Here is a 23,772-nt window from a genome sequence, read left to right as displayed (position 1 = left end):
TTAAGTTTCCATATATTCGCGCAGCTTATAGCCATGCACTTCGAAATCCTGCTTGTTCAGTTCGATCGTGAGCAGCATCTTGTCATCCTCGATCGTCTGATCTTTGACCTCCCCGCAGCGGTACGCCAGCGCAATCAGATCACCACGTTCTGCCGGCAGCGCAAAACGCTGCGTCTCCCCTGCAAGGCGCAGTTGAATCTGCTCGCGCAGCACGTCTAAATCCTGCTGCGAATACGCGCTGATCCAGATGGAGTCCGGGCCGCCTGCGATGCGCTGCTCACACAGATCCTTTTTGTTAAATACGGTAAGCTGCGGCTTGTCGGCCGCATTCAACTCACCCAGAATACGCTGCACAACCTGCATCTGCTCCTCGCGCATCGGAGACGAGCTGTCCACGACATGCAGCACCAGATCAGCCTCGCAGACCTCCTCCAGCGTCGCGCGAAATGCAGCGACAAGATCATGCGGCAGGTTCTGGATGAAGCCAACCGTATCGGTTAACACAATCTCCTTACCGCTAGGCAGCTCCAGGATACGCGAGGTCGGATCAAGTGTAGCAAACAATTGATTCTCCACATAGACATCTGCTGCTGTCAGCTCGCGCAGCAGTGTCGACTTGCCGGCATTGGTATAGCCGACAAGCGCTACCTGGGTGACACCGCTTTTGCGCCGCCGCTCGCGGTGAAGCTGCCTGTGTCTGACTACCTCATGCAGCAATGCCTTGAGATCAGTGATGCGATCGCGGATATGGCGACGATCTGTCTCCAGCTTCGTCTCGCCAGGCCCTCTCGTACCGATGCCGCCGCCCAGGCGCGACAGATTTTTGCCATGCCCGGACAACCGGGGCAGCAGATAGCTAAGCTGGGCCAGCTCAACCTGAATAATCCCTTCGCGTGTCTTCGCGCGCTGGGCAAAAATATCCAGAATCAACTGGGTACGGTCGATGATCTTCAGATCGAGCGCTTCCTCCAGGTTCCGCACCTGTGCGCCGGATAATTCCTGGTCGAAGATCGCGGTCGTAGCTCCCAGCTCAGCAGCTATCGCACGCAGCTCCTCCACCTTGCCCTTGCCGATAAAAAACTTGGTATCCGGCGTCTCCAGATTTTGGGTCATCGTCGTCAGCACTTCTACACCGGCCGTCTCCGCAAGACTGACCAGCTCCTGCAGAGAATGCTCTGCATTTAACCCGCTGCGCTTGATCGCTTGCGTGACGAGACTGACCAGCACGGCGCGATCCTTTAGCTCATTATCGGTCTCATGTGTCGATGGACGCATAGTGTCTATCAAGTCTCCTTAGGTCGCTTTATTTTCCCACTTTAAATCCTCCGGACGCAGCGCCATCAGCTCCTGCCTTCCCGGAGACCCTGTCTGGTATTGCCCGAGCAGCCTTACTGCCTGAAAACGAATAGAACGTTCAATAACATTACGTACATAGCGGGCATTGCTGAAGGCATACAGCATCGAACCGCGTTCCTGCATCAGATGCTCGCGCAGCTTGAATAGCGCTTGCGGCAGCAGATGATAATCCCGCTCCTTGGCCATCATCTCCGCAATCTGAATGAGCTGGTCTACCGTGTAATCCGGGAATTCGATCTGAATCGGAAAGCGCGAGGGCAGGCCCGGATTCGTCAGCAGAAAGTTCTCGATCTCCAGCGGATAACCAGCCAGGATGAGGACGAACTGATTCTTGTGATCCTCCATCGCCTTGACGAGCGTATCGATCGCTTCCTTGCCGAAATCCTTCTCGCCCCCGCGCGCAAGGCTATAGGCTTCATCGACGAACAGCACGCCTCCCAGCGCCTTCTTGACGAGGTCCCTCGTCTTCTGCGCGGTATGCCCGATATATTCGCCTACCAGATCTGCCCGTTCCACCTCGATGAGATGCCCCTTGGCGAGCACACCCATCTTCTGAAACAGCTTTGCCACAATACGCGCAATCGTCGTCTTGCCCGTTCCCGGGTTCCCCTTGAAAATCATATGATAAACATGCGAACCGCCGTTAAGGCCAGCAACGGAGCGAAGCTTGCCGACCTGAAGCAGCGCATAGATCTCATAGATGAGCGTCTTCACATTATCCAGCCCGACCATCGGGTCAAGCTCCTTCTGAATATCCGAAAAAGCATCGCTGGAGATATGAGCCTTCAAGCCAGCAGCGACCGGCTCTGCTTCCTCTGCTGTCTGGATGACAGCCGCTGCTTGCGAATGGCTGCGCAGTACCACATTGATCTGCCTTGAAGGTCGTGCGTTGTTAGTTTGCACGCTGCTGCTCGCTGTATTCAGATTCATAGAGCATCCCCATCCTTTGCAACGTCGGCATAAGTAGCGGCGCACGGAGCGTCTCATTGGCTCCGCCAGTATCGCGCCTACGAGCGGCGCCCCGCGCTGGTGCAGCCATGCTCGTATATTCTCGCCGCATTACCAATGTATTCAGGCTTAACCTGTCCTATTAGCATAATTGCAAAAGCAGCACCTCTGAATCTCAGCAGCAACCAGCACTCTCGCACCTAGGCATGGCGATTAATGACCGTCCTATAACGGCGACAGCCCCATGCCCATCAGCAGCTTGTCCAGCTTCCACTTCGAGAGCGCCAATATCTCACGGCTACGATGGTAGGCAAGGGACAGCACCTCGGTTGCCGCACCGGATACAGCCGGCGGATCAATGCCGACATAAGCCGCTATATCCAGCGCACGAGCAGCATGATATTCATGCGTCACGATCGTTGCACTATGCAGACCATGCTGCTCCATGACACGCTTGCTAAAGAGCAGATTCTCGTAGGTTGTCGTCGACTCCCCCTCCAGCAGCACGGCCTCGGGCGCAATTCCCTGCTCCAGCAAATAATTACGCATACCCTCGGCTTCGGTTAGCGAAGCGCCGGGATCGAGTCCACCAGATACAATAATGGTACGGAACTTCCCTTCCCGAAGGAGCTCGGCTGCGCGATTCAGCCGCTCGCGCAGCGCAGGGCTCGGACGATCATTCCATAGTGCCGCACCAAGCACAATCCCCGTATCGGTTACCGTCTGCGGCTGCACATCCTCGAAGCTCAGCACCGTATACGCCATCCAGCCGACCCACCCTGCGGCCACCAGCAGGAGCGCCGCCAGGGCTAGCGCAAGCCTTCTGGGAAAGCTGCGCTTGAACCGGCTGCGGCTGCTTACCGCATGGCCAGTGGACAGACGCTCACTCATGAGCCCTGCCCCCCCATGCGGTCGGCAAGTGTCTTGCGGTGCTTCAAGCTAAGCGTAAAATATCTGAATCTTCCGTTGCGAATGGCGGACAGCAGCTTGCCCGCTGTCTTGCGCGCCATGTTCGCATCCTTATGCGTGACTTCGCCAGAGCGTACCGCATCCTCCAGCTCATCCTCATCCATCAGAAACACCTCACCGCTCGGCAATACGACAACATCAAGGTACAGATCGTCAAACCACGGCACCTTCTGATCTGTCAGCCCCTGATTTTTGCATACATCGATATACCATTGCACGACACGGCCCTTATCATCAAACATCGTCGTGACTACAAACTGCTCTCCCTTGGGAAAGTGCTGCATCCACAAATAACCGCGATCAGCCAGACAGAGACGGCGCCCGTTATACTCCTTCCATAGAGGCTCTCTCAGCTCATGGATTCGGTAAAAAGTAACCAGGCCTCTAAACTCCTCCCCGTCCATAGACAGGCAAGAGTAACTTTTCCGGAGAATACGACGCCAATTCGCCCGGTCAGAAAATTTTCTTTTCATACGGAACGTACCCCTCCGAAGTAGGATACGACAGGTTTACCATTGAAGCAAATCCGTCGTCAATCTGTCAAGCGTAAGACGGCTATCGCCGCATGACCAGACGACAGGGGGAGCCACGGCCTGTGAACAAGGTCAGGAGCAATACAGCCTGCCTGACTTGCTTATGGCGGGGTCCCTTCTGAACCGCCTGTTTTATCATTTACAAAAAGCTTACCACAACTTAACGTCCATCTCCAGCCGAACGCCAAAATAAACCAAGCTTCATTTGCTCCTTTGGTGGCTATGATGTGACAACTATTAGAATAGCCTCTCTACCGGAAAAACCATACATCAATGACACATGTCATGGTTTGTGTCCCGTATTCAGCAATCTGCATCTGCAACCATATGAGCTTCCCGCCTCCAGCATGGGTGCATTCCCCGTCGCACTAAGCGCTGCTAACCCGTTGACCACAGAGGGTGCGTAAAGTAAGTGGAGAGCTTCATAATCAAGCGCAGACAACAAATGGACAAAGAGCTGCATTCAGCTCTTTGTCCACTGTCCATGTGTATCAGCTTATTCGAACCGGATTGCTCATGGCGCACTCAGCGCATCGGCTGGCTGTTCTGGCACATCATTGCTATGTCCCTGATTTTGGCCGCGGCCCCGGTTACCTTTGCCTGCATTCTCACTTTCAGTTCCGTCGCTGCCTCCATCCCCTCCGGAATTAAGCCAGCCCGGCAGCTCTTCTCCCGCCCCTGGAGCCTCCGGGGTACCGGAGCCAGGGTCTGCTCCAGGATCTGTTCCATCCGTCGGCGGTATGCCTCCTCCAGGCTGTTCCTCCGGAATGCCTTCGCCTGGTACGCTGCCGCCCGGTTCATCAGGAGGCACGCCACCCGGCAGCTCTGGATTGTTCAGATCATCCGGCACCTTAATCTCCTCGATCGGGATCAGCACCGTCGCCTGCGCAGATGCAGCGCTCTCCAGCTTCGTACTGGCATCGTAGGCCGTCACATAATATTCGTATGACTTGCCTTCCTCAATACTGAGGTCCTCAGCAGCTATCGCATCCACCTGATCCTGTATTCGCTTGAAATCAGACTCCGCCGCTTCCTTGCGATAGATGCGGTAAGTGATGCTTCCGCCCTCTACCGCTGACCAGGAGAGCTGGACATCTCCGCGCTCCGGTACATAGACTGCACTCAGACCATTCACCGCGCTTGGCGGCTGCAGCTCCTTCACACCAGACGGCTTCTTGAAGCTCGATTTGGGTTGTCCCTTCATCGCCTCGCCCATAACCTTGGCAAAGAACGTTGCTGCCTGACCGCTGCTCTGCTTGAGCAGATGATCCTTATCGGTACGGTCATAACCCATCCATACCGCTCCGGTCCACTCCGGCGTATAGCCGACAAACCAGACATCACGGTTAGCGCTTGAACGAAGTCCAGGGATACCGTGCTGTGTCGTACCGGTCTTGCCTGCGACCGAGCGCCCACTGATCTGCGCCTTCGTCCCGGTGCCGCCCTTCTGGGTGACGCCCTGAAGAATCTCGGTCATATACCAGGCTGCCTCTGGCGTCATCAGTTGCTTCGTCTTGGGCGCCTTATATTCATAATTCACAGCGCCGCTCTTATTCTTGATGAGTGAGATCGTATGCAGATCAACCGACTTGCCGCCGTTAGCAAATACGCTATAAGCGGTCGCCATCTGCATCGGCGTGACACCCTCAGTTAAACCGCCGAGCGCAATCGCCAGATTGCGATCCTGAGAGCTTAGCTCGAAGCCAAGCGTCTTGGCAAATTCCAGGCCAGTCGCGACACCGATCTGATTGAGCAGCCATACTGCCGGCAGGTTGCGGGATTCCTTGATCGCCTGGCTCATCGACACGGGACCGATGTATTTGACACGGTTGGAGTCGCTTGGACAGTAGCCATTAAAACATTCCTTGTCGTCGCGCAGCGTCGACCACGGGAACCACTCTCCGGTCTGGAGTGCAGGACCGTAGGAGGTGATCGGCTTGAAGGAGGAGCCTGGCTGACGCGGCACAATAACACGGTTCCAGCCGTTCTTCTCGTAATCGCGTCCGCCAACCATCGCCTGAATCTCGCCATTGCGGTGATCGGCTATAATCATCGCCGCCTGTACCTTCTGCTCGTCTATACTCTTCTCGAAGTTATCGTCCAGCTTGAACTGCTCTTCCATGATCGTCTGCGCATTTGCGTTGAGCGTCGTATGAATCTCGTAACCGCCCAGGCGCAGCTCCTCCTCCGACAATCCGGTCTTCTCCATCGCTTCGCTGATGGCATAATCCACGAAGGCCATAAACACAGTATTGTTAGGCCGCTTCGCCTGTTCAGGATCGTAATCCTTGTCCTTGGCCTCCACCATCTGCGCTTGCGTAATCAGCCCTTGCTCGTACATCAGTTGCAGCACAACTGCGCGCCGCTCCTTCGATTTCTCCGGGTTGCTCAGCGGGTTGAATGAGCTCGGCGCCTTCGGAATGCCGGCCAGGGTGGCGATCTCCCACACCTCCAGGTCATTCAGGTTCTGCTTGCCGAAGTATAGCTCTGCCGCGGCCTTGATGCCATAGGCTCGCTGACCGAAGAAGATGCGGTTCAGATACATCTCCAGAATTTCATCCTTGGAGAAATTCCGGTCCAGCGCCAGGGCGATCGATGCCTCTGTTGCCTTCCGCAAGATCGTCTTGTCATGGTTAAGAAACATATTTTTAGCGAGCTGCTGGGTAATCGTGCTGCCACCCTCCACAGCGCTGCGTGCGATAATATCCTTCACCACCGCCCGGCCGATCGAGATGAAATCCAGTCCCGAGTGCTCGCGGAAACGCTTGTCCTCAACAGAGACGAAGGCGTCAGCCACCAGCTTCGGAATCTCCGAATAGGTGACATACTCACGATTTTCATTAGTGAACAGCTTCATAATCTGGTTGCCTTCCCGGTCGTAAACGACCGAGGCTTCAGCGAAATTGAACTCGTCCTTGTTCTCCTTCAATATTTTCTCGCCATTGAGCGTGATGAGAAAATATCCGATAATGCCGCACAGCACAAACAATGCTCCGGTAAAGAACAGCCCCATAAAGATTCGGCGTGGGGTCACTTTGCGTTTCCCTTTTTTCTTCTTCGTCGTGGTTTTCTGTGGTGCTGGCCGCCGCGGTGATTGACGTTCTGCCATGAGCCGACTCCCTTCCTCTAGACGCCCGGAAGCGGCGCCTTTCTCTACTGCTATGACGTTAATTAAACAAACGATGCTCGGAATGAAAAGAACAACCCTCTGCCGCCCAGGGAACAGCCGACCTCCTATGTCGGTTGGTTGTTCGCTGGCGCATCAACGGTTGCTCTGCAGTCCGTTATTCTTTTAAACGCGCTACCCTGATAAAAAGTTTCAAAACTTGTCGCTGCGAGGTCAGTCGTTGCTGCCGGAATCCTGCATTAGCGACACATTGCGCTGTGGGGTAAAGGTCGAGATCGCATGCTTGTAAACCATCTGTTGGCGGCCTTCGCTGTCAATGACGATCGTAAAGTTGTCGAATGCTCTGATGACACCGCGAATCTGGAAGCCGTTGGTCAAATAAACGGTAACCGGGACACTATCTTTTCGCAGTTGATTGAGAAATGTATCTTGAATGTTGATCGATTTGTTCATTAACCGTTACCCCCAATTATAGATAGGATTGATTAGATTTATATTCGCGCTGCTCCTTGAACTTTCCTGCTATTATATCATGAATAATTTGCAGGGCGTCATTAAAATTTTGTAACCTGTCCAGCTCCACCCACTGAATATCCTGCATATGTCTGAACCAGGACAACTGGCGCTTGGCAAAATGGCGCGTATCCCGCTTGAGCAGATACACCGCCTGCTCCAGCGTATACTCGCCCCGCAAATACGGAACCAGCTCCTTGTAGCCAAGACCCTGCATCGAAATGGCCGTCTCTGGCACGCCAGCCGCCAGCAGCCGCTCCACCTCGGCAAGCAGTCCCTGCTCCATCATGAGATCGACACGCTGATCGACACGCTCATACAGGTAGCTGCGCTCCGTGTTCAATCCAATGACGCACAGCTCGTATGGCGACGTCTTCTCCTGCCTGCGGGACTGGTCGGCCATCACTGCTCCGGTGAGCTTATAAATCTCCAGCGCGCGGATGACCCGCCGCACATCATTGGGGTGCAGCCGCTTGCCCGCCTCGGGATCGACTGCGCACAGCCGCCTGTGCAGCTCCTCATTGCCCTGCTGCTGTGCAAGCTGCTGCAGCTCCTCCCGGTAGTCCTCATCAGAGCCGACCTCGGAGAATTGGTAGTTGTAGCAGATCGACTCGACATACAGCCCGGTGCCACCCACAATGAAAGGCAGCTTGCCGCGCGCATGAATCTCCGGTATCAGCTCCTGGCAGCGGCTCTGAAACTCCGCCACAGAGAACGGGTGCTCCGGCTCGCAAATATCAATTAAATGATGGGGGATGCCCTCCCGCTCCGCTAGCGGGAGCTTCGCTGTGCCAACATCCATCCCTCTATATACCTGCATCGAGTCGCCGGATATAATCTCGGCGTTCCATGCTTTGGCAATCTCCAGGCTATAGGCGGTCTTGCCGACGGCTGTCGGGCCGACCAGCACCAGCAGCCTGGGCTTGTCCGTCATCTGCTGTTCTGTAGTCACGTTGCTATCACTCCATACGCAATTTTCGATGTGCTGGCCTGCACCTGCTCAAAGCCAAGACGAGCAAACTCTCCGCTCCAGCGGTGCTCCTTGAGCACCACAGCCTTGCGTGCCACCCGCACCGCTTCCGCAACAGATGATGCGGATAGCTCACTATGATTCGCGAGCTGACGCAGCGGCTGCAGGGCGCTGGATTCCTGGATCGGCCGGCGGAACATCGGATCAAAATATACGATGTCGTAGCTGTTGTCCGGCAGGGACGCAAGGCGCTCCGCATGGTTGGCCGCGATCAGCTCGATACGCCGCATCGCCTCATTGACATCAGCGATCCCGGTATCATACCGAAGCAGTCCGTCGCGGACAAGTGCTGCCAATACGGGCTCGCTCTCCAGCGCTGTGACACGACCCTGCGCCCCGACAGCAAAGGAAAAGACCAGCGAGTCCGCACCGAGGCCAGCCGTGCAATCCAGCACTTCATCTCCAGGAGCGCAGCGGCTGGCGACCAGCATCGGATCATGCTCGCCGCTGATCAACCGCTTGATGCGAATAAGCGCCATGCTAGGATGAAAATAGAGCGGCTGCTCCTCCCCCTCATAATACCGCAGGTTATGGCTCGTCACCACCAGCAGCCGTTCTTCGCCCAAGCGCCGGCCGATGCGCCGCAGCGAATGCTGCCCACGATGCACATAGACCGCGGACAGCTCGGCAGCGAGCCGCTTCGCCTGCTCCACGGTCTGGCTGACCGGCGCTTCCGATGTTGTTACAATCATTACATCACCCGCTTAAACATTTTTTCCAGTTGGTAGGTCGATAGGTGCACCACAATCGGCCTTCCGTGGGGACACGTATACGGCTGATTGCAAGCAGCAAGCCGTGTAATCAACGCCTCGCCCTCCTCGCGGGTCAGCCGCTGATTGGCCTTAATCGATGCCTTGCAGGAGCAGAGGATAGCCGACTTCTCCCGCAGCTTGCCGACGTCAACCGCACGCTTCTCGGCCAAAATCCACTCCGCGATCTCCTCGATGACCTCGAGCTCGTCTCCCTTGGGCAGCCATTGCGGATGCGAGCGGACGAGAAAGGCATTCGTACCGAAGGGCTCGATCTCCAGCCCCGCCTGTGCAAACAGCTCCAGACGCCCGCGAAGCTGCTCCGCCTCCACGGTCGTGAACTCCAGCGTATGGGGCACGAGCAACTGCTGGCTAGCCTCCTCGGGCTGGCCAAACTTATGATAATAATACTCATAATGAATTCTCTCATGAGCCGCATGCTGATCGATCAGATACATGCCGGATTCATTCTGCGCAACGAGATAGGTACCGTGAAGCTGCCCTACCCAGGACAGCTCCGGGAACGCAGACGCATTGGCGTTGGACGCGCGTGCCGGCTCAGATGCCCTGTCTGTGCCTGTCATGCCGGTGCCAGGCGAGCTGCCCCTCGCCGAGTCAACGGCCTGTGAGCCACCCGCCGCACGCGCTCCCGCTGTGTCCTGAGACAGCTCCATGCTGCTGTTCGGCTGACTACTGCCTAACCGATGCCCCCCATGCGTGCCGTCCGCTCTGAGCCAGTCATCCGCCAGCCTGGCAGTCTCAGTCGTAGCCGCTATGCTGCCAGTTGCCGAATCAGTCTGAGCAATCCAGGCGTCCGCTGATGCTGGGGGCCGAGCGGCCGAGACCTCTCCCCCCGCCGCAAAGCCAGGCTCATGCCCCGGATTGACCGTCTTGCTGCCATTCGCTACTGTATTGCCGTCCAAACCGCCTGCTCCGTCTGGGCGTTCACGCAGCTCCGCTCCCGCGGCCAGGAGCGGGGAAGGCTTGTACAGCTTCTCTGCCGCTCCGGCTGGTATAGCAGGCCCCGCGCCTTGCCCGGATTCGCCAAATGCCAGGGAGCCTCTCTGGCGCTCCTTCGTGGACGCTGAATCGGCATCTGGCCGGAAGAACGAAATCTGCTGCTGCACGTAGGCAGGCTTGTCACGCTCCGTCTGTACAGTTGCAGATGGAATATGGACATAGCCTGACAGCGCCTCGCGCACGGACTGCTGGACAAACTCCTTCAGCTCGACCTCCTTGCTGAATCTCACCTCCATCTTCGATGGATGGACATTCACATCGACAAGCGATGGGTGCATGCCAATCTCCAGCACCGTGAGCGGGAAACGGTTAATCGGCAGCAGCGTATGAAACGCCTGCAGAATCGATTGATTCAAGATGAAGCTGCGGATGTAGCGACCATTGACGATCGTCGTCATCCCGTTCCGGTTCGCTCTGGTCTGCTCGGGCTTGGATACATAGCCACGCAGTGTATAGTCCGGGTGCTCGCCTGCAACCAGCAGCATCGCCCGCGCCATCGTCGTGCCGTAGACGGCAGCGATGACCTGCAGCCGATCGCCATTGCCAAGCGTGCGCAGCAGCGAAGTTCCGTTATGCTTGAGCGTGAACGCTATGCCAGGATGAGCCATTGCCAGACGATACATATAATCGGAGATATGACCAAGCTCCGTCTGAATCGACTTCATATACTTGAGCCGTGCAGGCGTATTATAGAACAGATCGCGAACGATCATCTCCGTCCCCTGACGCGAGGCGGCCGCCTCCCGGCTCACCACCTTGCCGCCCTCGACCAGCAGCTTGACGCCAAGTCCGCTGTCATCGGCCGCGGTCACACATTCTACCTTCGCCACCGCTGCGATACTTGGCAATGCCTCCCCGCGAAAGCCCAGGCTCGCAATTCGGAACAGATCACGGCTATCCAGCAGCTTGCTGGTCGCATGGCGGAGAAATGCCAGCTCCAGATCGTCCGCTTCAATCCCCGCACCGTTATCGCGAACGCGGATGAAGGTCAGCCCTCCCTCCTCGATCGCTACATCGATCGTGGTGCTTCCTGCGTCAACTGCGTTCTCCACCAGCTCCTTGACGACGGAGGAGGGTCGCTCCACCACTTCGCCAGCGGCGATCTGGTTGGCCAGTTGCTCATCCAGCACATGTATTTTCGCCACGGCAGCACAACTCCTTTCCTTCCCTTACTCAGCGAGCTTTTGCTTCATTTCGCTAATCCACTGCATCGCCTGCAGCGGCGTCATATTGAACAGATCGAGCTTTCGCAGCTCCTCCGCCACCTTATCCGACTTGGTCGGCTTGCGCGGCTTGTCGGCAGCGGACGGCTCCGTCGCGGCGAACAGCGACAGTTGCACCACCTCACCCGCCGCGGCGACCTCTGCCGCGTACAGCGGGGATAACGACTGATGCGCTGCCGATTCCCTGATAGCTGTGTCAGGGGCAACAGCCATGCTGGCTGCGCCACCGCTATCCGCCCCCGCTGTGGACGATTCATCGCCAGAAGCAGCGTTAGAAGCCGCTGTCGCGTTACCCGCTCCCTCGCCAGGCTTCATCCCGCCGGAAGGCGCGGCGGCTAGCCCCGTGTGCGCAGCCGCAGCCCATGGCTCGCCTCTGCGAGCAACATCCACCGCCGCATTAGACATACCCGCGCCTGAAGCAACGTCGGCTGGCGTGGTCGCCACGTACTGAGCAGCGTTGACAGACGGGACAGACCCGCCTCTCTGCGCTAGCCCTCCGCCATGCTGCTCCCCGCTATGGAGCAGCGCATAGGCGCGGTCGATGATGATGCCAGGCAGTCCCGCAAGCTGTGCGCAGTAGATGCCGTAGCTTGTGCTGGCGGCGCCTGGCACCAGCTTCCGCAGAAACGTGACCTGATCGGCGCTCTCCTGCACAGCCATGCACGCATTGGATAGTCCAGGCAGCGAATCCTCCAGATGAGCCAGCTCGTGGAAATGTGTCGATACGAGCGCCTTGCAGCCGATCTGATGATGGACGAACTCGATGACCGCTTGAGCGATCGCCATCCCTTCGCCAGTCGAGGTGCCGCGACCCAGCTCGTCAATAATAACCAGACTATGCCGGGTCGCCTGCTCGGTCATGATCTGGATGTCCTTCATCTCGACCATGAACGTACTCTGCCCGCCAATCAGATCATCCGCCGCTCCGATGCGGGTGAAGATCCGGTCTGTGAGCGGGATGGTCGCCGCGTCTGCAGGCACGAAGCAGCCGATCTGCGCCATGATGCAGATGAGCGCCACCTGACGCATGTAGGTGCTCTTGCCCGCCATATTCGGCCCAGTGATGAGCAGCATCGGTTGTTCATCGCCAAGTGAAGTGTCGTTGGCGATGAACGGCGTGCTGCCCATGACCGCCTCCACGACCGGATGACGACCGCCTTCGATCTGAAGTCCGTAGCCGCTGCTGATGACAGGTCGGCAGAACCGCTGCTCCGCGCTGATTGCCGCCAGCGACTGATAGACGTCGATCGCGGCGATCACCTCGGCCAAACGCTGCAGTCGGCTCAGGTGACTGGCCAGATGGTCGCGCAGCTCAGCGAACCGCTCGTACTCCAGGTCAACCATCTTCTCCTCGGCCTCCAGAATAAGCCGCTCCTTCTCCTTCAGCTCCGGCGTCACGAACCGCTCGGCATTGGCAAGCGTCTGCTTGCGCTCGTAGCGTCCCTCAGGCAGTTGGGACAGATTCGCCTTCGTTACCTCCAGATAGTAGCCAAACACCTTGTTGTACCCGATCTTCAGCGTCCGTATGCCGGTCGCCTCACGCTCCCGCTTCTCCAGCTCGGCCAGCCACCGCTTGCCGCCGGTGCTCGCCTCGCGTAGCTGATCCAGGTAGTCGTCATAGCCCTGGCGTATCAGACCGCCCTCGCGCACCGACACCGGCGGGTCTTCCACCAGCACGGTCTCGATCATCGCAGCCAGGTCGGCGCAATCGTCCAGGCCCGTTACGAGCGCGGACAGGGTGCCCGATGCCGAGCCCTGACAGCGCTCCGCAATTCCTGGCACCCGTTGCAGCGACAGCTTGAGCGCGTTCAGGTCGCGGGCGTTGGCGCTGCCGAACGCTACCCGTCCAACCAGACGCTCCAGATCGTAGATTTCCTTCAGATCGCCGCGCAGCTCCTCGCGCAGCATGAAATCATGATAGAGCTTGTCCACAGCCTCCAGCCGCTCCTCGATCGAATGCTGGCTCAGCAGCGGCTTATCGATCCAGCGGCGCAGCAAGCGCGCCCCCATCGCGGTCTCGGTTCGGTCAAGCAGCCACAGCAGCGAGCCCTTCTTCCGCCGTTCATGAACGGTCTCCGTCAGCTCCAGATTGCGACGTGTGAACGGGTCCAGCACCATATACTGATTGGGCTCATATCCCCGAATGACAGACACATGGCCAAGCGACCGTTTTTGCGTCTCGTTCAGGTAGCCGGTAAGCACACTCACCGCGCGGACGCGGGCAGGAGCAAGCTTGGATAGCTGCTCTTGCCCGTATTTGCCTTCGAGCAGCGCCTGATCCATCGGCTCCCGCTCTGTCAGCAGCAGCGGACGCTCCCATCCCTGGGCGAGCTCCTGAAGCGCCTCCAGCAGCGCAGCCTCGCCTACAACCTCGGCAGGATGATATACGTTCAGCTCGTCAGCAAGCATCTGCACGGAGGCAGGGAAGGAAGTAGCATACAGCTCGCCTGTGGATAGATCGCATACCGCGAGCGCATACGAGCCGCCCTCTGCCGCGACGCCCGCAATAAAGTTGTTCGCCTTGCCCTCCAGCGACTTCGTCTCCATCACCGTGCCCGGTGTAATGACCCGGACGATCTCCCGCCGCACCACACCCTTGGCCGCCGCCGGGTCCTCGACCTGCTCGCAGATCGCTACCTTATAGCCCTTCTCGATAAGTCTGGATATGTATCCTTCTGCCGAATGGTAGGGCACGCCGCACATCGGGATGCGCTCCTTCCCCCCGCCATCCCGCCCGGTCAGCGTAATCTCCAGCACTCGTGAAGCTAGCACCGCATCGTCAAAAAACATCTCGTAAAAATCGCCCAGCCTAAAAAACAGAAACGCATCCTGCGCCTGCTCCTTAATTGACAAATATTGCTGGATCATCGGAGTATAGCCTGACATACACAACCTCCTGCCTCTATCATTAAGCTCACGCAGCCATTCATTTATTCTGAGTATTTCATTATATCAGAATATCAGAATTATTGCTCAGGAGGCAATGGAGGGCTAACGCGGCGACACGCCACCCCGTAAGACGTATTAGCGCACAGGAATCCGCCACTTCAGCCGAATATCCCGCCCCTCATCCCACACGTCGCCTCGCCTCGCCGCCTCCAGCAGCGGCTCGATCCAACGAGCCAGCCGCGCATAGCTCGGCGTCAACGCCAGCCGGGCGAAGAATGGCTCCAGGCCGCGCAGCAGCGTCTGCCTGTCGCCCGCATAATAGGCCGCCACCAGCGCTTCATCACAGGCGGGCAGCACATGCGGCGTGGCGGCAAGCGTCCGCTCCTCGACAGCAGCGAGCAAGGCGAGCGCGAAGGCGGCGCGGGCGGCCGCAGGCGATACGAGCCAGCTTGGCGGCGTGCGGTACTCGAAGCCGCCATGGGGCTGGCGACGGAAATCGCCGAGCCAGCCATAGCGCGGGCGGCGAGTGCGGGCGCCCGCCCCCTCCACCAGCGCCAGCGGCAGCGCCACGCAGCTATCGAGCGTCCGCAGCAGGCGGCTCGTCAGCGGCACGCCGCTCAGGTGGAGGTGGCCGCCCAGCGCCAGGCCCGGCACCGGCATGCCGCCTGCCAGCCAGCGCAGCCCGCTCGCGCCGATGCGCTGCGAAGCCTGCTGCAGCAGCGAGCGCAGCGCGGACGCCAGCGCAGCGGGGTCGGCTGCCGGAGCTGGCCGCAGCTCGGCGACCGGGTAGCGCAGCCGCCGCCCGACAGGCACAGCGTCGCAGCCGACAGGGCCATGCGGCGGCAAATAACGCGCCGCCGATGCCAGCCTTCCGTCTGGGCGTAGCAGCGCAAACTCGGGGTCGGCGCCCAGCAGCACGCTGCCGCGAGCGGCCTCCTCCGCGGGATACGTCAGCGCAAAACGCGCCGCGGCCTCCTGCCAGACGCTGGAGCCATGCGGCGGCAGCTTCACCGCGCTTACGCTCGTGCGGCCATCATCATCCAGCGCCACGATCACTTCACCGAAGTCGAGGCAGAGCGCATACAGAGCGCGCATCGCCATGCGCGCCACTCGCCGATAGAGCGGGTCCGTCTCATCCAGCCCCGCCCGCACCTCTGCACGCCGCCCGTACCCTGCTCCCGCGGCGGACAGACCCGCAGGCCGCCAGCTCGCAGTATCAGCACTGTAGCCGCCACCCAGGAGCGGCACACCGATCCTCTCCATCTGCACAATCTCCAGATGAAAGACTGCAACTCGGTAGAAACGGCAGCCTGCTCTGACTGATTCAGTGGCAGGCTCCTTCTCTTGCAGCGCTCTCCAGCCGATCCCGGCAGCTCTGAGGCGCGTTGCCAACGCGGGCTCATCCAACTCTGCGATTCGGGCGGCTCCTGCGTTCAGAAGCCATGCCCCGTCTGGCAGCTTCGCCCGCTCCAGCAGCGGCTGGCCGCTGGCTAAGGTGCCCTGTTCCCGTTGAAGCAGAGCCGCTCCACTGGCATGCTGTAGACGGTTTGACCTCATGACTGCGCATGGCCACAGCAAGACAGCCGCTTGCTCGGTCTCTGGCTCCAGCTCCTGCAGCTCTGACAGGCCATCTACAGGAGCAGTCTGCCTGCCCGCGGCTGCTTCCTTCCCTGGTCGCTGCTTGTTCCCTCTCCAGATCCATACTCCACCGCTCATCGCTTCCTCTCCCGCCCGGATCATCGCTGCGCGCCTGACCTCAACCCCTCGCCTGCCGCGGGATGGCGAGCTGCCCTTGTAGCGCAGCGCGTGATTTGATGACATGCGTTAACGGCTGTCGCCGTCCTTGACGGCTAAGCTTCGTTTCGCGTAGATATCGAAGTACCTATAAGGCGAACAGCACGTATAAATTAATTCGTATATATTAAAAAAAGAGGGCTATCGCCCTCGACCGCTGCTGCGGTCCTTGCATAGATTATACTAAACGTACAGGAAGGAATTTCCTAATTACAATTCATCATCAAGCAGCTCGGGGTCCAGATCCTCGAAATCGCCGTCGCCTTCCAGACCATACTCAAAATCTTTGCCGTCCAGGTCGTCGCCTCCTGGCAGAACCGCGACGAACACCTTGGTCTCGGCGATCATCTCCACGGAGAATTCCCGTTCTACGCGGATGACCACAGACGTTCCGCTCGACGATATGGTGGCCTCGATGCAATTGGGCTCCTGTGTCGCCTCGGCAGCTACCTCCTCGGTAGAGGCTCTATGCTTCGGATCGAGATAAGAGAGCGGAACGCTTTCTACATAGGATACCGTCTCTTTGGCCACATCAGTTTGCGAGTTTTTGTCATAGGAATACCAGCAGTTAATATCGTAAGTACCGATCACCTCGATTCCGTCGCCGGCCTTCACCGCTTCATATTGGTGGTTTATGATCCAAGCACCTAATATGCTAGTCGGGTTGTGAGGCGGTGTGACGGTATGCGTTACTGTCGAAAACTTACGACCTTTGCCGCAGACAGCTTTCGTGATTATCTCTCTGGCTTGTAGCTGTTTATCTGCAATTGTCATTGCATTAACCTCCTCCATACAATCATTCAATTAAAGTGTATGCAGGACATAGGCAAATGTTGATACATCTGTACCGCAGAAATGTCAACTCTTTTAAATGTTTTTGGACTGTCCAGGTAGATGACTGCCTTCCATCCGCCCGTTTCCCCGCACTGCAACGAAGCAGATGTCCCCAGCACGGGCAGCCTGATCGCCCTATATCTGCTTAAGCTATCTTCTTTCGCTTCAGGCGTCTGGCGATGGATAGGAAGCGCTCCAGCTCCCGACACAGCAGCAGCAGCGCCGATCGAATCTCGAATTCCTCGCGCGTCGCAGGCAGCGGCATCAAGCGGAATACCTCCTCCAGCTCCTCCAGCTCCCGCTCAACTCTGCCCTCGTATACATCAGACATCACCTCAAGCGCCAGCGAATCGAATACCTCTGCGAGCAGCTCGCCCTGGGGCACCTTCTCATAGGCAAGCGCCAGCAGCGGCAGCATCTGAGAGATCGAATCAAGCTGCTCTCTGCGCATCGCATAGTAGGTGCGCCAATATTTCTCATACCCGATCAGCCGGTTCTCCCGGTAGTTGTCTGCTTTGGCCGCCCCGCGCTCAATGGCATCATGAGCATGCAGCAGCTCCTCGCCGTTCCACAGATGCGCAGGGTTGCGCAGGGAGCGGGACATCTCGGTGAAGATCGCGCTGAACAGTTGCTCCAGCCGCCGCTTCCCCTCCTGCAGCGACTTCTCCTCGCTGGGCATATACAGCAGATTCATTACCAGCGCCCAGCCAAGGCCGGTTACCAGCAGCATAAACTCATTGCCAATCAGCCCCCAGCTTACCTCCTGACGCTCGAACATATGGAAGACGACTACAGCGCTCGTCACGATCCCATCCTTCAGGCTCAGTCGGGACAAGATCGGAAAGGCCGTAAGCACAAATAGCGACAACGCCCAAATCTTGAAGCCGCAGAGCAAGAATATAATAGAAGCAAAAAACAATCCCAGCATCGAAGCGACCAGGCGGATGGCAGCGATGCGTATGCCTCTCATCCGGGTGACCTCTACAGCCAGGATTGCGATCAGGCCTGCCGATAATGCCGGCGTCAGCCCCAAATATAATGCAGTATAGATCGCGGCGAGCGCTGCCGCTGCTGTCTTAATAATGCGCATTCCCATACCATAATCCTCTCAGTCGTCGCCATAGGGTAAGATGGACGCTGCATTGCTGCACCGTTCCATGTGCTTCTATCCTACCGCTGCCCATACCCCCGCGTCAACCGTTCCTCCAGCGCCGCAACCAACTGATACATCACCGCTGCCACTACGGCAATCACCATCAGACTGGACAGAACGAGCGTAAAGTTAAACACCTGGAAGCCATAGATGATCAGATAGCCCAGACCCGCCTTCGCCGTCAAAAATTCACCTACGATGACACCCACCCAGGCCAGACCTACATTAACCTTGAGGGTCGAGATGATGACCGGGAAGGAAGCGGGCAAAATCACCAGTCGGAACACTTGGCTGCGGCTTCCGCCGAACAGGCGGACGACCTTGACATAGTTGGCGTCAATCTCCCGAAATCGGTTATAGATCGCCAATGTTGTAATGATGACCGTCACCGACAAGGTGGTGGCGACGATGGCGATAAAGCCAGGCCCCAGCGCCACGATAAAGATAGGCCCCAGCGCCACCTTCGGCATACTGTTAAGCACAACCAGGTACGGATCCAGCACTCGTGACAGGAACGGGTACCACCAGAGCAGCGCTGCCAGCGCCGCCCCGAGCACGGTCCCTAGAATGAAGCCTGTTACCGTCTCAGCCACAGTAATGGCGATATGTGGCGGCAGCGAGCCGTCCGCCATCGTCGTATAGAGCTGATCCCACAGCTTGGAGGGATAGCTGAACAGCAGCTCATCGATCCAGCCCCATCTCCCTGCCAGCTCCCACAGCAGCAGCAGTCCAGCCAGCAGCAGCAGCCTTACCGCGAGCACCGCTGCTGTAAGCTGACGACGCCTGCGCTTATAATCCGCATGCAGTCTACGAAGCATCCGATTCATGTGGCCTTCACCTCCTGCTCCCCCTCCAGCTCCTCCCAGATGGCATCGAATATATCCTGAAACCCCGCGCTCCGCCTGGCCTTCGTTGGCAGCAGCTTGCGAATATCCTCTGGTATGTCAAAGACCTGACGCACTCGTCCAGGGCGGCTGCCGAGCAGGACGACACGGTCGCTCATCGCAGCGGCCTCTGCCAGATCATGCGTGACGAGCACCGCCGTCTTCTTCAGCTTGCGCAGCGTCTGCTGCACGAGGTCCTCCAATTGCAGCTTGATGTGCATATCGAGCGCAGAGAACGGCTCATCGAGCAGCAGCACCTCCGGCGATGCCATCAGCGTGCGCACCAGCGCCACCCGCTGGCGCATGCCGCCGGACAGCTCATGGGGATAACGGTCGGCCGTGCCTGTCAGCCCCATCTCCTCCAGAAGCTGCTCCATTGACTGCCTCTGATCTAGACTGCGCCGCCCCGCCACCTCCAGCCCAAGCAGCGCATTGTCTGCAATGGTTCGCCACGGGAACAGGTAGTCCTGCTGGAGCATATAGCCGATCTTCATCGTGGGCGCTGTCATTCTCCGGCCGCGCAGCAGCACCTCTCCTTCGGTTGGTCTCATGAGCCCGGCCAACAGACTTAGCAAGGTCGTCTTGCCGCAGCCGCTTGGCCCGACCAGACTGATGAACTCGCCCGGCATGACAGCCAGATCGATCGCCTCCACGGCAAGCGATGCCTCCTGCTCATTCACATAGACATGGGACACTTTGCGCAATTCCAGCATCGGCTTCATAGCGCGGCCTTCCCTACTGCATGCTTTCGAGCGCAAAGGAGTTATCGACCAATTGACCGTGCTCGACCCGCTGCTTCAGTTCCCCTGCAGAGGTCATCACATCGAGCAGATTGTTCCATTCTGCCTCATCGATGATCGGGTCTGTGGCGTAGGAGCCTTGGCTCTTGTAGCGGTCGACCACCCGAATGATGATCCCCATGTCCGCATCCTCGAAGTAGGGCTTGATGGCCTCGGCAATCTCCTCTGCGCGATGCTCCTCCACCCACAGTTGTGCCTTATGAATCGCGCGTGTGAACGCCAGCACTGCCTCCTTATTCTGCTGCAGGAAGCTCTGCTTTGCCATATAGACGGTGTACGGCAGATTGCCGCTCTCCGCACCGAACGATGCGACGACATGTCCTCTGCCTTCCTTCTCGAAGATCGACGCCTGCGGCTCGAATAGCTGCACATAGTCTCCCGTTCCTGACGCAAAGGCCGCAGGGATATTGGCGAAGTCCACGTTCTGAATCAGCTCCAGATCACGCTGCGGATCGATCCCATGCTTCCTCAGTGCATATTCGCCCGCCATCTGCGGCATGCCTCCTTTGCGCTGCCCGAGAAAAGGCTTCCCCTTGAGATGCTCCCAATCGAAGCTCTCTCCTGCCTCGCGAGCCACCAGGAACGTGCCGTCTGTCTGTGTCAACTGGGCAAAGTTGATGACCGGGTCCTTGGCGCCCTGCTGTGCAACATAGATCGAGGTCTCTGAGCCGACAAGACCGAGGTCAATAGTGCCTGACAGCAGCGCCGTCATCGTCTTATCCCCGCCGAACGTTGGCATCAGCTCGATCTCCAGCCTCTCCTCCGTAAAAAATCCTTGGCTGAGGGCCACATATTGCGGCGCATAAAAGATGGACCGCGTCACTTCGCCCACCTTCAGCCTCATCACCTCATTGTCTGTGCTTTTGCCGCACCCTCCAAGCGCAATACCAGCAACGAGCAGCATGCCCAGCAGTGCGGCTGCATAGTTTAGGCGCATCGCCCATCCCTCCATCCTAGCTATTCGTAATGCTAGACTATGCGGCCTGTTAGCCCTTGGTGTCTAGGGCGTGTCTGAAAACTCTGAACGGAACAGATCTGGCCGAATTTTCGTTCCAGGCAAGGCGCATTTTCGCAGGCGTACCGGGGGTGCGCCTGCGAAAAAGCAACGCAGCATGGGGCGAAAAGGCGGGGAGAGATGCCCTTGAACGGGTTTTCAGACGCGACCTAGTTAGCAGGACATGGGACGAGCAACCAATGTCATCTCCCAAGCGTAAACGGCTGTCGCTGTCCTAAGCAAAAAGGTCGCCTCCCAGATGATGCACCTGAGAGACAACCTATAAAGAGACAACCTTTAAGAGATAACCTTTGCAAGAAAAACTTACAGCTTGTAGATGTCCTTGTACTTGCCCTCCAAATACCGGAACAGATAGGAAGGGTCGAGCGGCTGCCCAGTGACGCGCTCGATAATCTCCGATGGCGTCTGCAGCTTGCCAAATTTGTAGATGCGCTCCGTCAGCCATTCCTTGATCGGCAGCAATTCCCCCGACCCGACCAGACTCCATAGCTGCGGCAGCTCCTGCTCCATCGTGTCCATGAACTGAGCCGCATACATATTGCCGAGCGCATACGATGGGAAGTAGCCGAACGCTCCGCCTGACCAGTGAACATCCTGGAGCACGCCATCGCGATTGCTTGGCGGTACAATGCCCAGGTACTCCTTGTATTTGGCGTTCCAGATTTCGGGCAGCTCTGCTGCCTTAACCCCTTCGTTAAAGATCATCTTCTCGATCTCATAGCGAATGATAATATGAAGATTATAGGTCAGCTCATCCGCCTCGATGCGAATGAGCGAGGGCGACACGACGTTGATTCCACGATAGAACTGCTCGACCGGCACATCAAGCTGCCCAGGGAATCGCTGCTGCAGCTCGCCCATGTACCGTTCCCAGAATGGACGGCTGCGACCGATCATATTTTCCCAGAAGCGAGACTGCGACTCATGAATACCCATGGAGGTGCCCTCCGACAGTGAGGTGCCGATCAGCTCCTTGCCAATGTTTTGCTCATACAGCGCATGCCCCCCCTCATGGATCGTGCCGAACAGGGCGCTCGTCACATCCTCCTCCAGATAACGGGTCGTGATGCGCACATCGCCGGGATTCAGGCCAGTAGCGAAGGGATGCACACTCTCATCCAGCCTGCCCGCGTCAAAGTCATAGCCCATCTGTCTTAATATGTAGAGACTGAAATCCTTCTGCGCCGCCTTGCTATACGTTTGCCTCAGGAATGAGGTATCCGGCTGATGCGAGGAAGCGGCAATGGATGCGGCCAGCGGCACCAGCTTGCTGCGGAGCTCGCCGAACACCTGGTCTAATTGCGCCGTCGTCAATCCCGGCTCGTAATCATCAAGCAGTGTATCATATCGGCTCGCCCCTGCGCCGCGCAGATCAATCATCTGATTGGTCAGGTCGATAATTTTATCCAGGTAGGGCTGGAAGCCTGCGTAATCATCCTTCTCCTTCGCCTCCTCCCAGTAGCTCTCCGCCTGCGAGGTCAAAATAACGAACTCCTGATTGAGCTTGGGCGGGATTTTTTTGCTCTTGTCATATTGCAGCTTGTTCTCTCGGACAAGCTTGGCCTGCACCTCATCCAGCGAAGCGAGCACCTGTTGCTCGCTCAGTCGCTCCAGCAGCTCGCCCATCTCATCAGAGGTGGTCAGGCGGAACGCCTCGGCCGATAGCACGCCGATCGCTTCCGACCGGGTAGCGACTCCCTTGCGCGGCGCACCTGTGCGAAGGTCCCAGTATAGGACGCCCAGCGCTTCATGGTAGCTTTTAATGGTCTGGTCTAGCTCGCGAAATCTGTCCAGTGTCTTCTTATCTACTGCAGTCACAGCCATCCCGCCTTTCTTGTTTTGGAAATTGGAGAATTGTTCCTTACCACTTGATCATACTTTTTGCAGCACGTATAATCAAATTTATTCTCATGCGTAAGGGGATTATAGGATCATGAAAATTATATTTAGCCAGACGGCGAAGGACAAGCTGCTCCCAAAGCTGGAGAACGGCTCGGCACAGCTCAAGCTTCTGTATGATACCGAGGGCTGCGGATGTGTCGTCAGCGGCGTCCCGGCGCTGCAGCTAGTGAACGAACCAGGGCCGGATGATCGGGAGGGCGAGGGCGAGCTGCCGTTCCTGTTCGAGCCTCGCCACGAGGTTTTCTTCGAACCGGTGCTCAAGATCGACTATGACACGGTTAAAGAGCAATTCTCCTTGAAGAGTGACCAGCAGATCTACACGAATCACCTGCGGCTTATTCCACGCTCAGCCGGCTGTGAGCTTCCTTAGTACGAGTCACTTTATTCACCGAAAGGAAGCCAAAACGATGAACAATTTGGATTCAATATTCGCCTTCAACCGGCAGTTTGTCTGCGAGCACAGCTACGAGCCCTACCGCACGACCCGGTATCCCGACAAGCGTATGGTGATCGTAACCTGCATGGACACACGGCTGACCGAGCTGCTGCCCAAGGCGCTGAATCTGCGCAATGGCGATGCCAAGATGATAAAAAATGCCGGCGGCATCGTCACTCAACCATTTGGCAACATCGCGCGCAGCGTGCTGATTGCCATCTATGAGCTGCAGGCTGACGAGGTGCTGATCATCGGCCATCGGGATTGCGGCATGACCGGCATCAACCCCGAGCATATCGTGGACAGCATGCTGGAGCGCGGCGTGTCAGAGCACACGGTGCATACGCTCCGCAGCTCAGGCATCGACCTGATGCGCTGGCTGCGTGGCTTCAATAACCTCAAGGAAAGCGTCGAGAACAGCGTGCGCATCATTAGCAACCATCCGCTGCTTCCTGCCGGCGTTCCTGTGCACGGGCTCATTATTGATTCAGAGACTGGAGAGCTGGAGCTGGTGACAGATGGCTATGCGGCGCTTGGGAACAAGCCGCTCATGCTCTAGGGTGTGTCTTCAAACCTCCGACGGGAGCAGACTTCGCC

At 57.8% G+C, this 23,772-nt stretch carries 19 protein-coding genes; 2 read left to right on the top strand and 17 right to left on the bottom strand.

All coding sequences use genetic code 11. The features are described 5' to 3' along the window. The 17 genes from hflX to ACY1JZ_RS21240 form a co-directional block, all read right to left on the bottom strand. Entirely contained in the window at positions 1-1,275 is a 1,275-nt protein-coding gene (gene hflX / locus ACY1JZ_RS21320; RefSeq protein WP_462630855.1) for a GTPase HflX, read from the bottom strand. Positions 1,276-1,293: 18 nt separating this feature from the next. Continuing rightward, positions 1,294-2,286 carry an AAA family ATPase gene (locus tag ACY1JZ_RS21315; RefSeq protein WP_462630854.1) on the bottom strand — a complete coding sequence of 331 codons (993 nt, stop codon included), beginning with the start codon at positions 2,284-2,286 and terminating at the stop codon, positions 1,294-1,296. A gap of 243 nt (positions 2,287-2,529) precedes the next feature. Further along, positions 2,530-3,195 (bottom strand): YdcF family protein, encoded by a 666-nt coding sequence (locus tag ACY1JZ_RS21310; RefSeq protein WP_462630853.1) that lies wholly within the window; start codon positions 3,193-3,195, stop codon positions 2,530-2,532. Beyond that, positions 3,192-3,746, bottom strand: a complete 555-nt coding sequence (locus tag ACY1JZ_RS21305; RefSeq protein ID WP_270171391.1) for a ribonuclease FAU-1 family protein — start codon at positions 3,744-3,746, stop codon at positions 3,192-3,194. The genes ACY1JZ_RS21310 and ACY1JZ_RS21305 overlap by 4 nt, the downstream gene beginning before the upstream one ends. Before the next feature lie 574 nt (positions 3,747-4,320). Continuing rightward, positions 4,321-6,915, bottom strand: coding sequence for a transglycosylase domain-containing protein (locus ACY1JZ_RS21300; RefSeq protein ID WP_462630852.1), 2,595 nt, complete (start codon positions 6,913-6,915; stop codon positions 4,321-4,323). A 231-nt stretch (positions 6,916-7,146) separates the two neighbouring features. Continuing rightward, the gene (gene hfq, locus ACY1JZ_RS21295) at positions 7,147-7,386 is read right to left on the bottom strand and encodes an RNA chaperone Hfq (RefSeq protein ID WP_270171395.1); all 240 of its coding nucleotides are present in this window, start codon (positions 7,384-7,386) and stop codon (positions 7,147-7,149) included. A gap of 16 nt (positions 7,387-7,402) precedes the next feature. Beyond that, on the bottom strand, positions 7,403-8,380 hold the full coding sequence (miaA, locus tag ACY1JZ_RS21290) for a tRNA (adenosine(37)-N6)-dimethylallyltransferase MiaA (RefSeq protein ID WP_462630871.1): 978 nt from the start codon (positions 8,378-8,380) through the stop codon (positions 7,403-7,405). A 14-nt stretch (positions 8,381-8,394) separates the two neighbouring features. Then, entirely contained in the window at positions 8,395-9,168 is a 774-nt protein-coding gene (locus ACY1JZ_RS21285; protein ID WP_270171397.1) for a class I SAM-dependent methyltransferase, read from the bottom strand. Next, a complete protein-coding gene (mutL, locus tag ACY1JZ_RS21280) occupies positions 9,168-11,390 on the bottom strand; it encodes a DNA mismatch repair endonuclease MutL (RefSeq protein WP_462630851.1) in 2,223 nt (740 codons plus the stop codon). The genes ACY1JZ_RS21285 and mutL overlap by 1 nt, the downstream gene beginning before the upstream one ends. A 24-nt stretch (positions 11,391-11,414) precedes the next feature. Next, a complete protein-coding gene (gene mutS, locus ACY1JZ_RS21275; RefSeq protein ID WP_462630850.1) occupies positions 11,415-14,354 on the bottom strand; it encodes a DNA mismatch repair protein MutS in 2,940 nt (979 codons plus the stop codon). A gap of 138 nt (positions 14,355-14,492) precedes the next feature. Further along, positions 14,493-16,178: a putative amidoligase domain-containing protein gene (locus ACY1JZ_RS21270; RefSeq protein WP_462630849.1), complete on the bottom strand. Its 1,686-nt coding sequence runs from the start codon at positions 16,176-16,178 to the stop codon at positions 14,493-14,495. Positions 16,179-16,361: 183 nt separating this feature from the next. Continuing rightward, on the bottom strand, positions 16,362-16,925 hold the full coding sequence (locus ACY1JZ_RS21265) for an outer spore coat protein CotE (RefSeq protein ID WP_270171403.1): 564 nt from the start codon (positions 16,923-16,925) through the stop codon (positions 16,362-16,364). A gap of 205 nt (positions 16,926-17,130) precedes the next feature. Continuing rightward, positions 17,131-18,081, bottom strand: a complete 951-nt coding sequence (locus ACY1JZ_RS21260) for an aromatic acid exporter family protein (protein ID WP_462630848.1) — start codon at positions 18,079-18,081, stop codon at positions 17,131-17,133. Between the two features lie 74 nt (positions 18,082-18,155). Beyond that, positions 18,156-18,956 (bottom strand): ABC transporter permease, encoded by an 801-nt coding sequence (locus tag ACY1JZ_RS21255; RefSeq protein WP_442954914.1) that lies wholly within the window; start codon positions 18,954-18,956, stop codon positions 18,156-18,158. Between the two features lie 5 nt (positions 18,957-18,961). Beyond that, positions 18,962-19,744: an ABC transporter ATP-binding protein gene (locus tag ACY1JZ_RS21250; RefSeq protein WP_462630847.1), complete on the bottom strand. Its 783-nt coding sequence runs from the start codon at positions 19,742-19,744 to the stop codon at positions 18,962-18,964. Positions 19,745-19,757: 13 nt separating this feature from the next. Continuing rightward, a complete protein-coding gene (locus ACY1JZ_RS21245; protein ID WP_462630846.1) occupies positions 19,758-20,759 on the bottom strand; it encodes an ABC transporter substrate-binding protein in 1,002 nt (333 codons plus the stop codon). A 381-nt stretch (positions 20,760-21,140) separates the two neighbouring features. After that, positions 21,141-22,661: a carboxypeptidase M32 gene (locus ACY1JZ_RS21240; RefSeq protein WP_462630845.1), complete on the bottom strand. Its 1,521-nt coding sequence runs from the start codon at positions 22,659-22,661 to the stop codon at positions 21,141-21,143. 109 nt (positions 22,662-22,770) lie between these two features. Here ACY1JZ_RS21240 and ACY1JZ_RS21235 point away from each other — a divergent pair, with 109 nt between their 5' ends. Then, positions 22,771-23,109, top strand: a complete 339-nt coding sequence (locus ACY1JZ_RS21235) for an iron-sulfur cluster biosynthesis family protein (protein ID WP_462630844.1) — start codon at positions 22,771-22,773, stop codon at positions 23,107-23,109. A gap of 37 nt (positions 23,110-23,146) precedes the next feature. Then, the gene (locus ACY1JZ_RS21230) at positions 23,147-23,734 is read left to right on the top strand and encodes a beta-class carbonic anhydrase (protein ID WP_462630843.1); all 588 of its coding nucleotides are present in this window, start codon (positions 23,147-23,149) and stop codon (positions 23,732-23,734) included. Positions 23,735-23,772: the final 38 nt, after the last annotated feature.

This window comes from Paenibacillus sp. J5 (assembly GCF_054955055.1).
The sequence above is the reverse complement of the archived record's forward strand: the minus strand, read 5'-3'. Positions and strand labels throughout refer to the sequence as shown.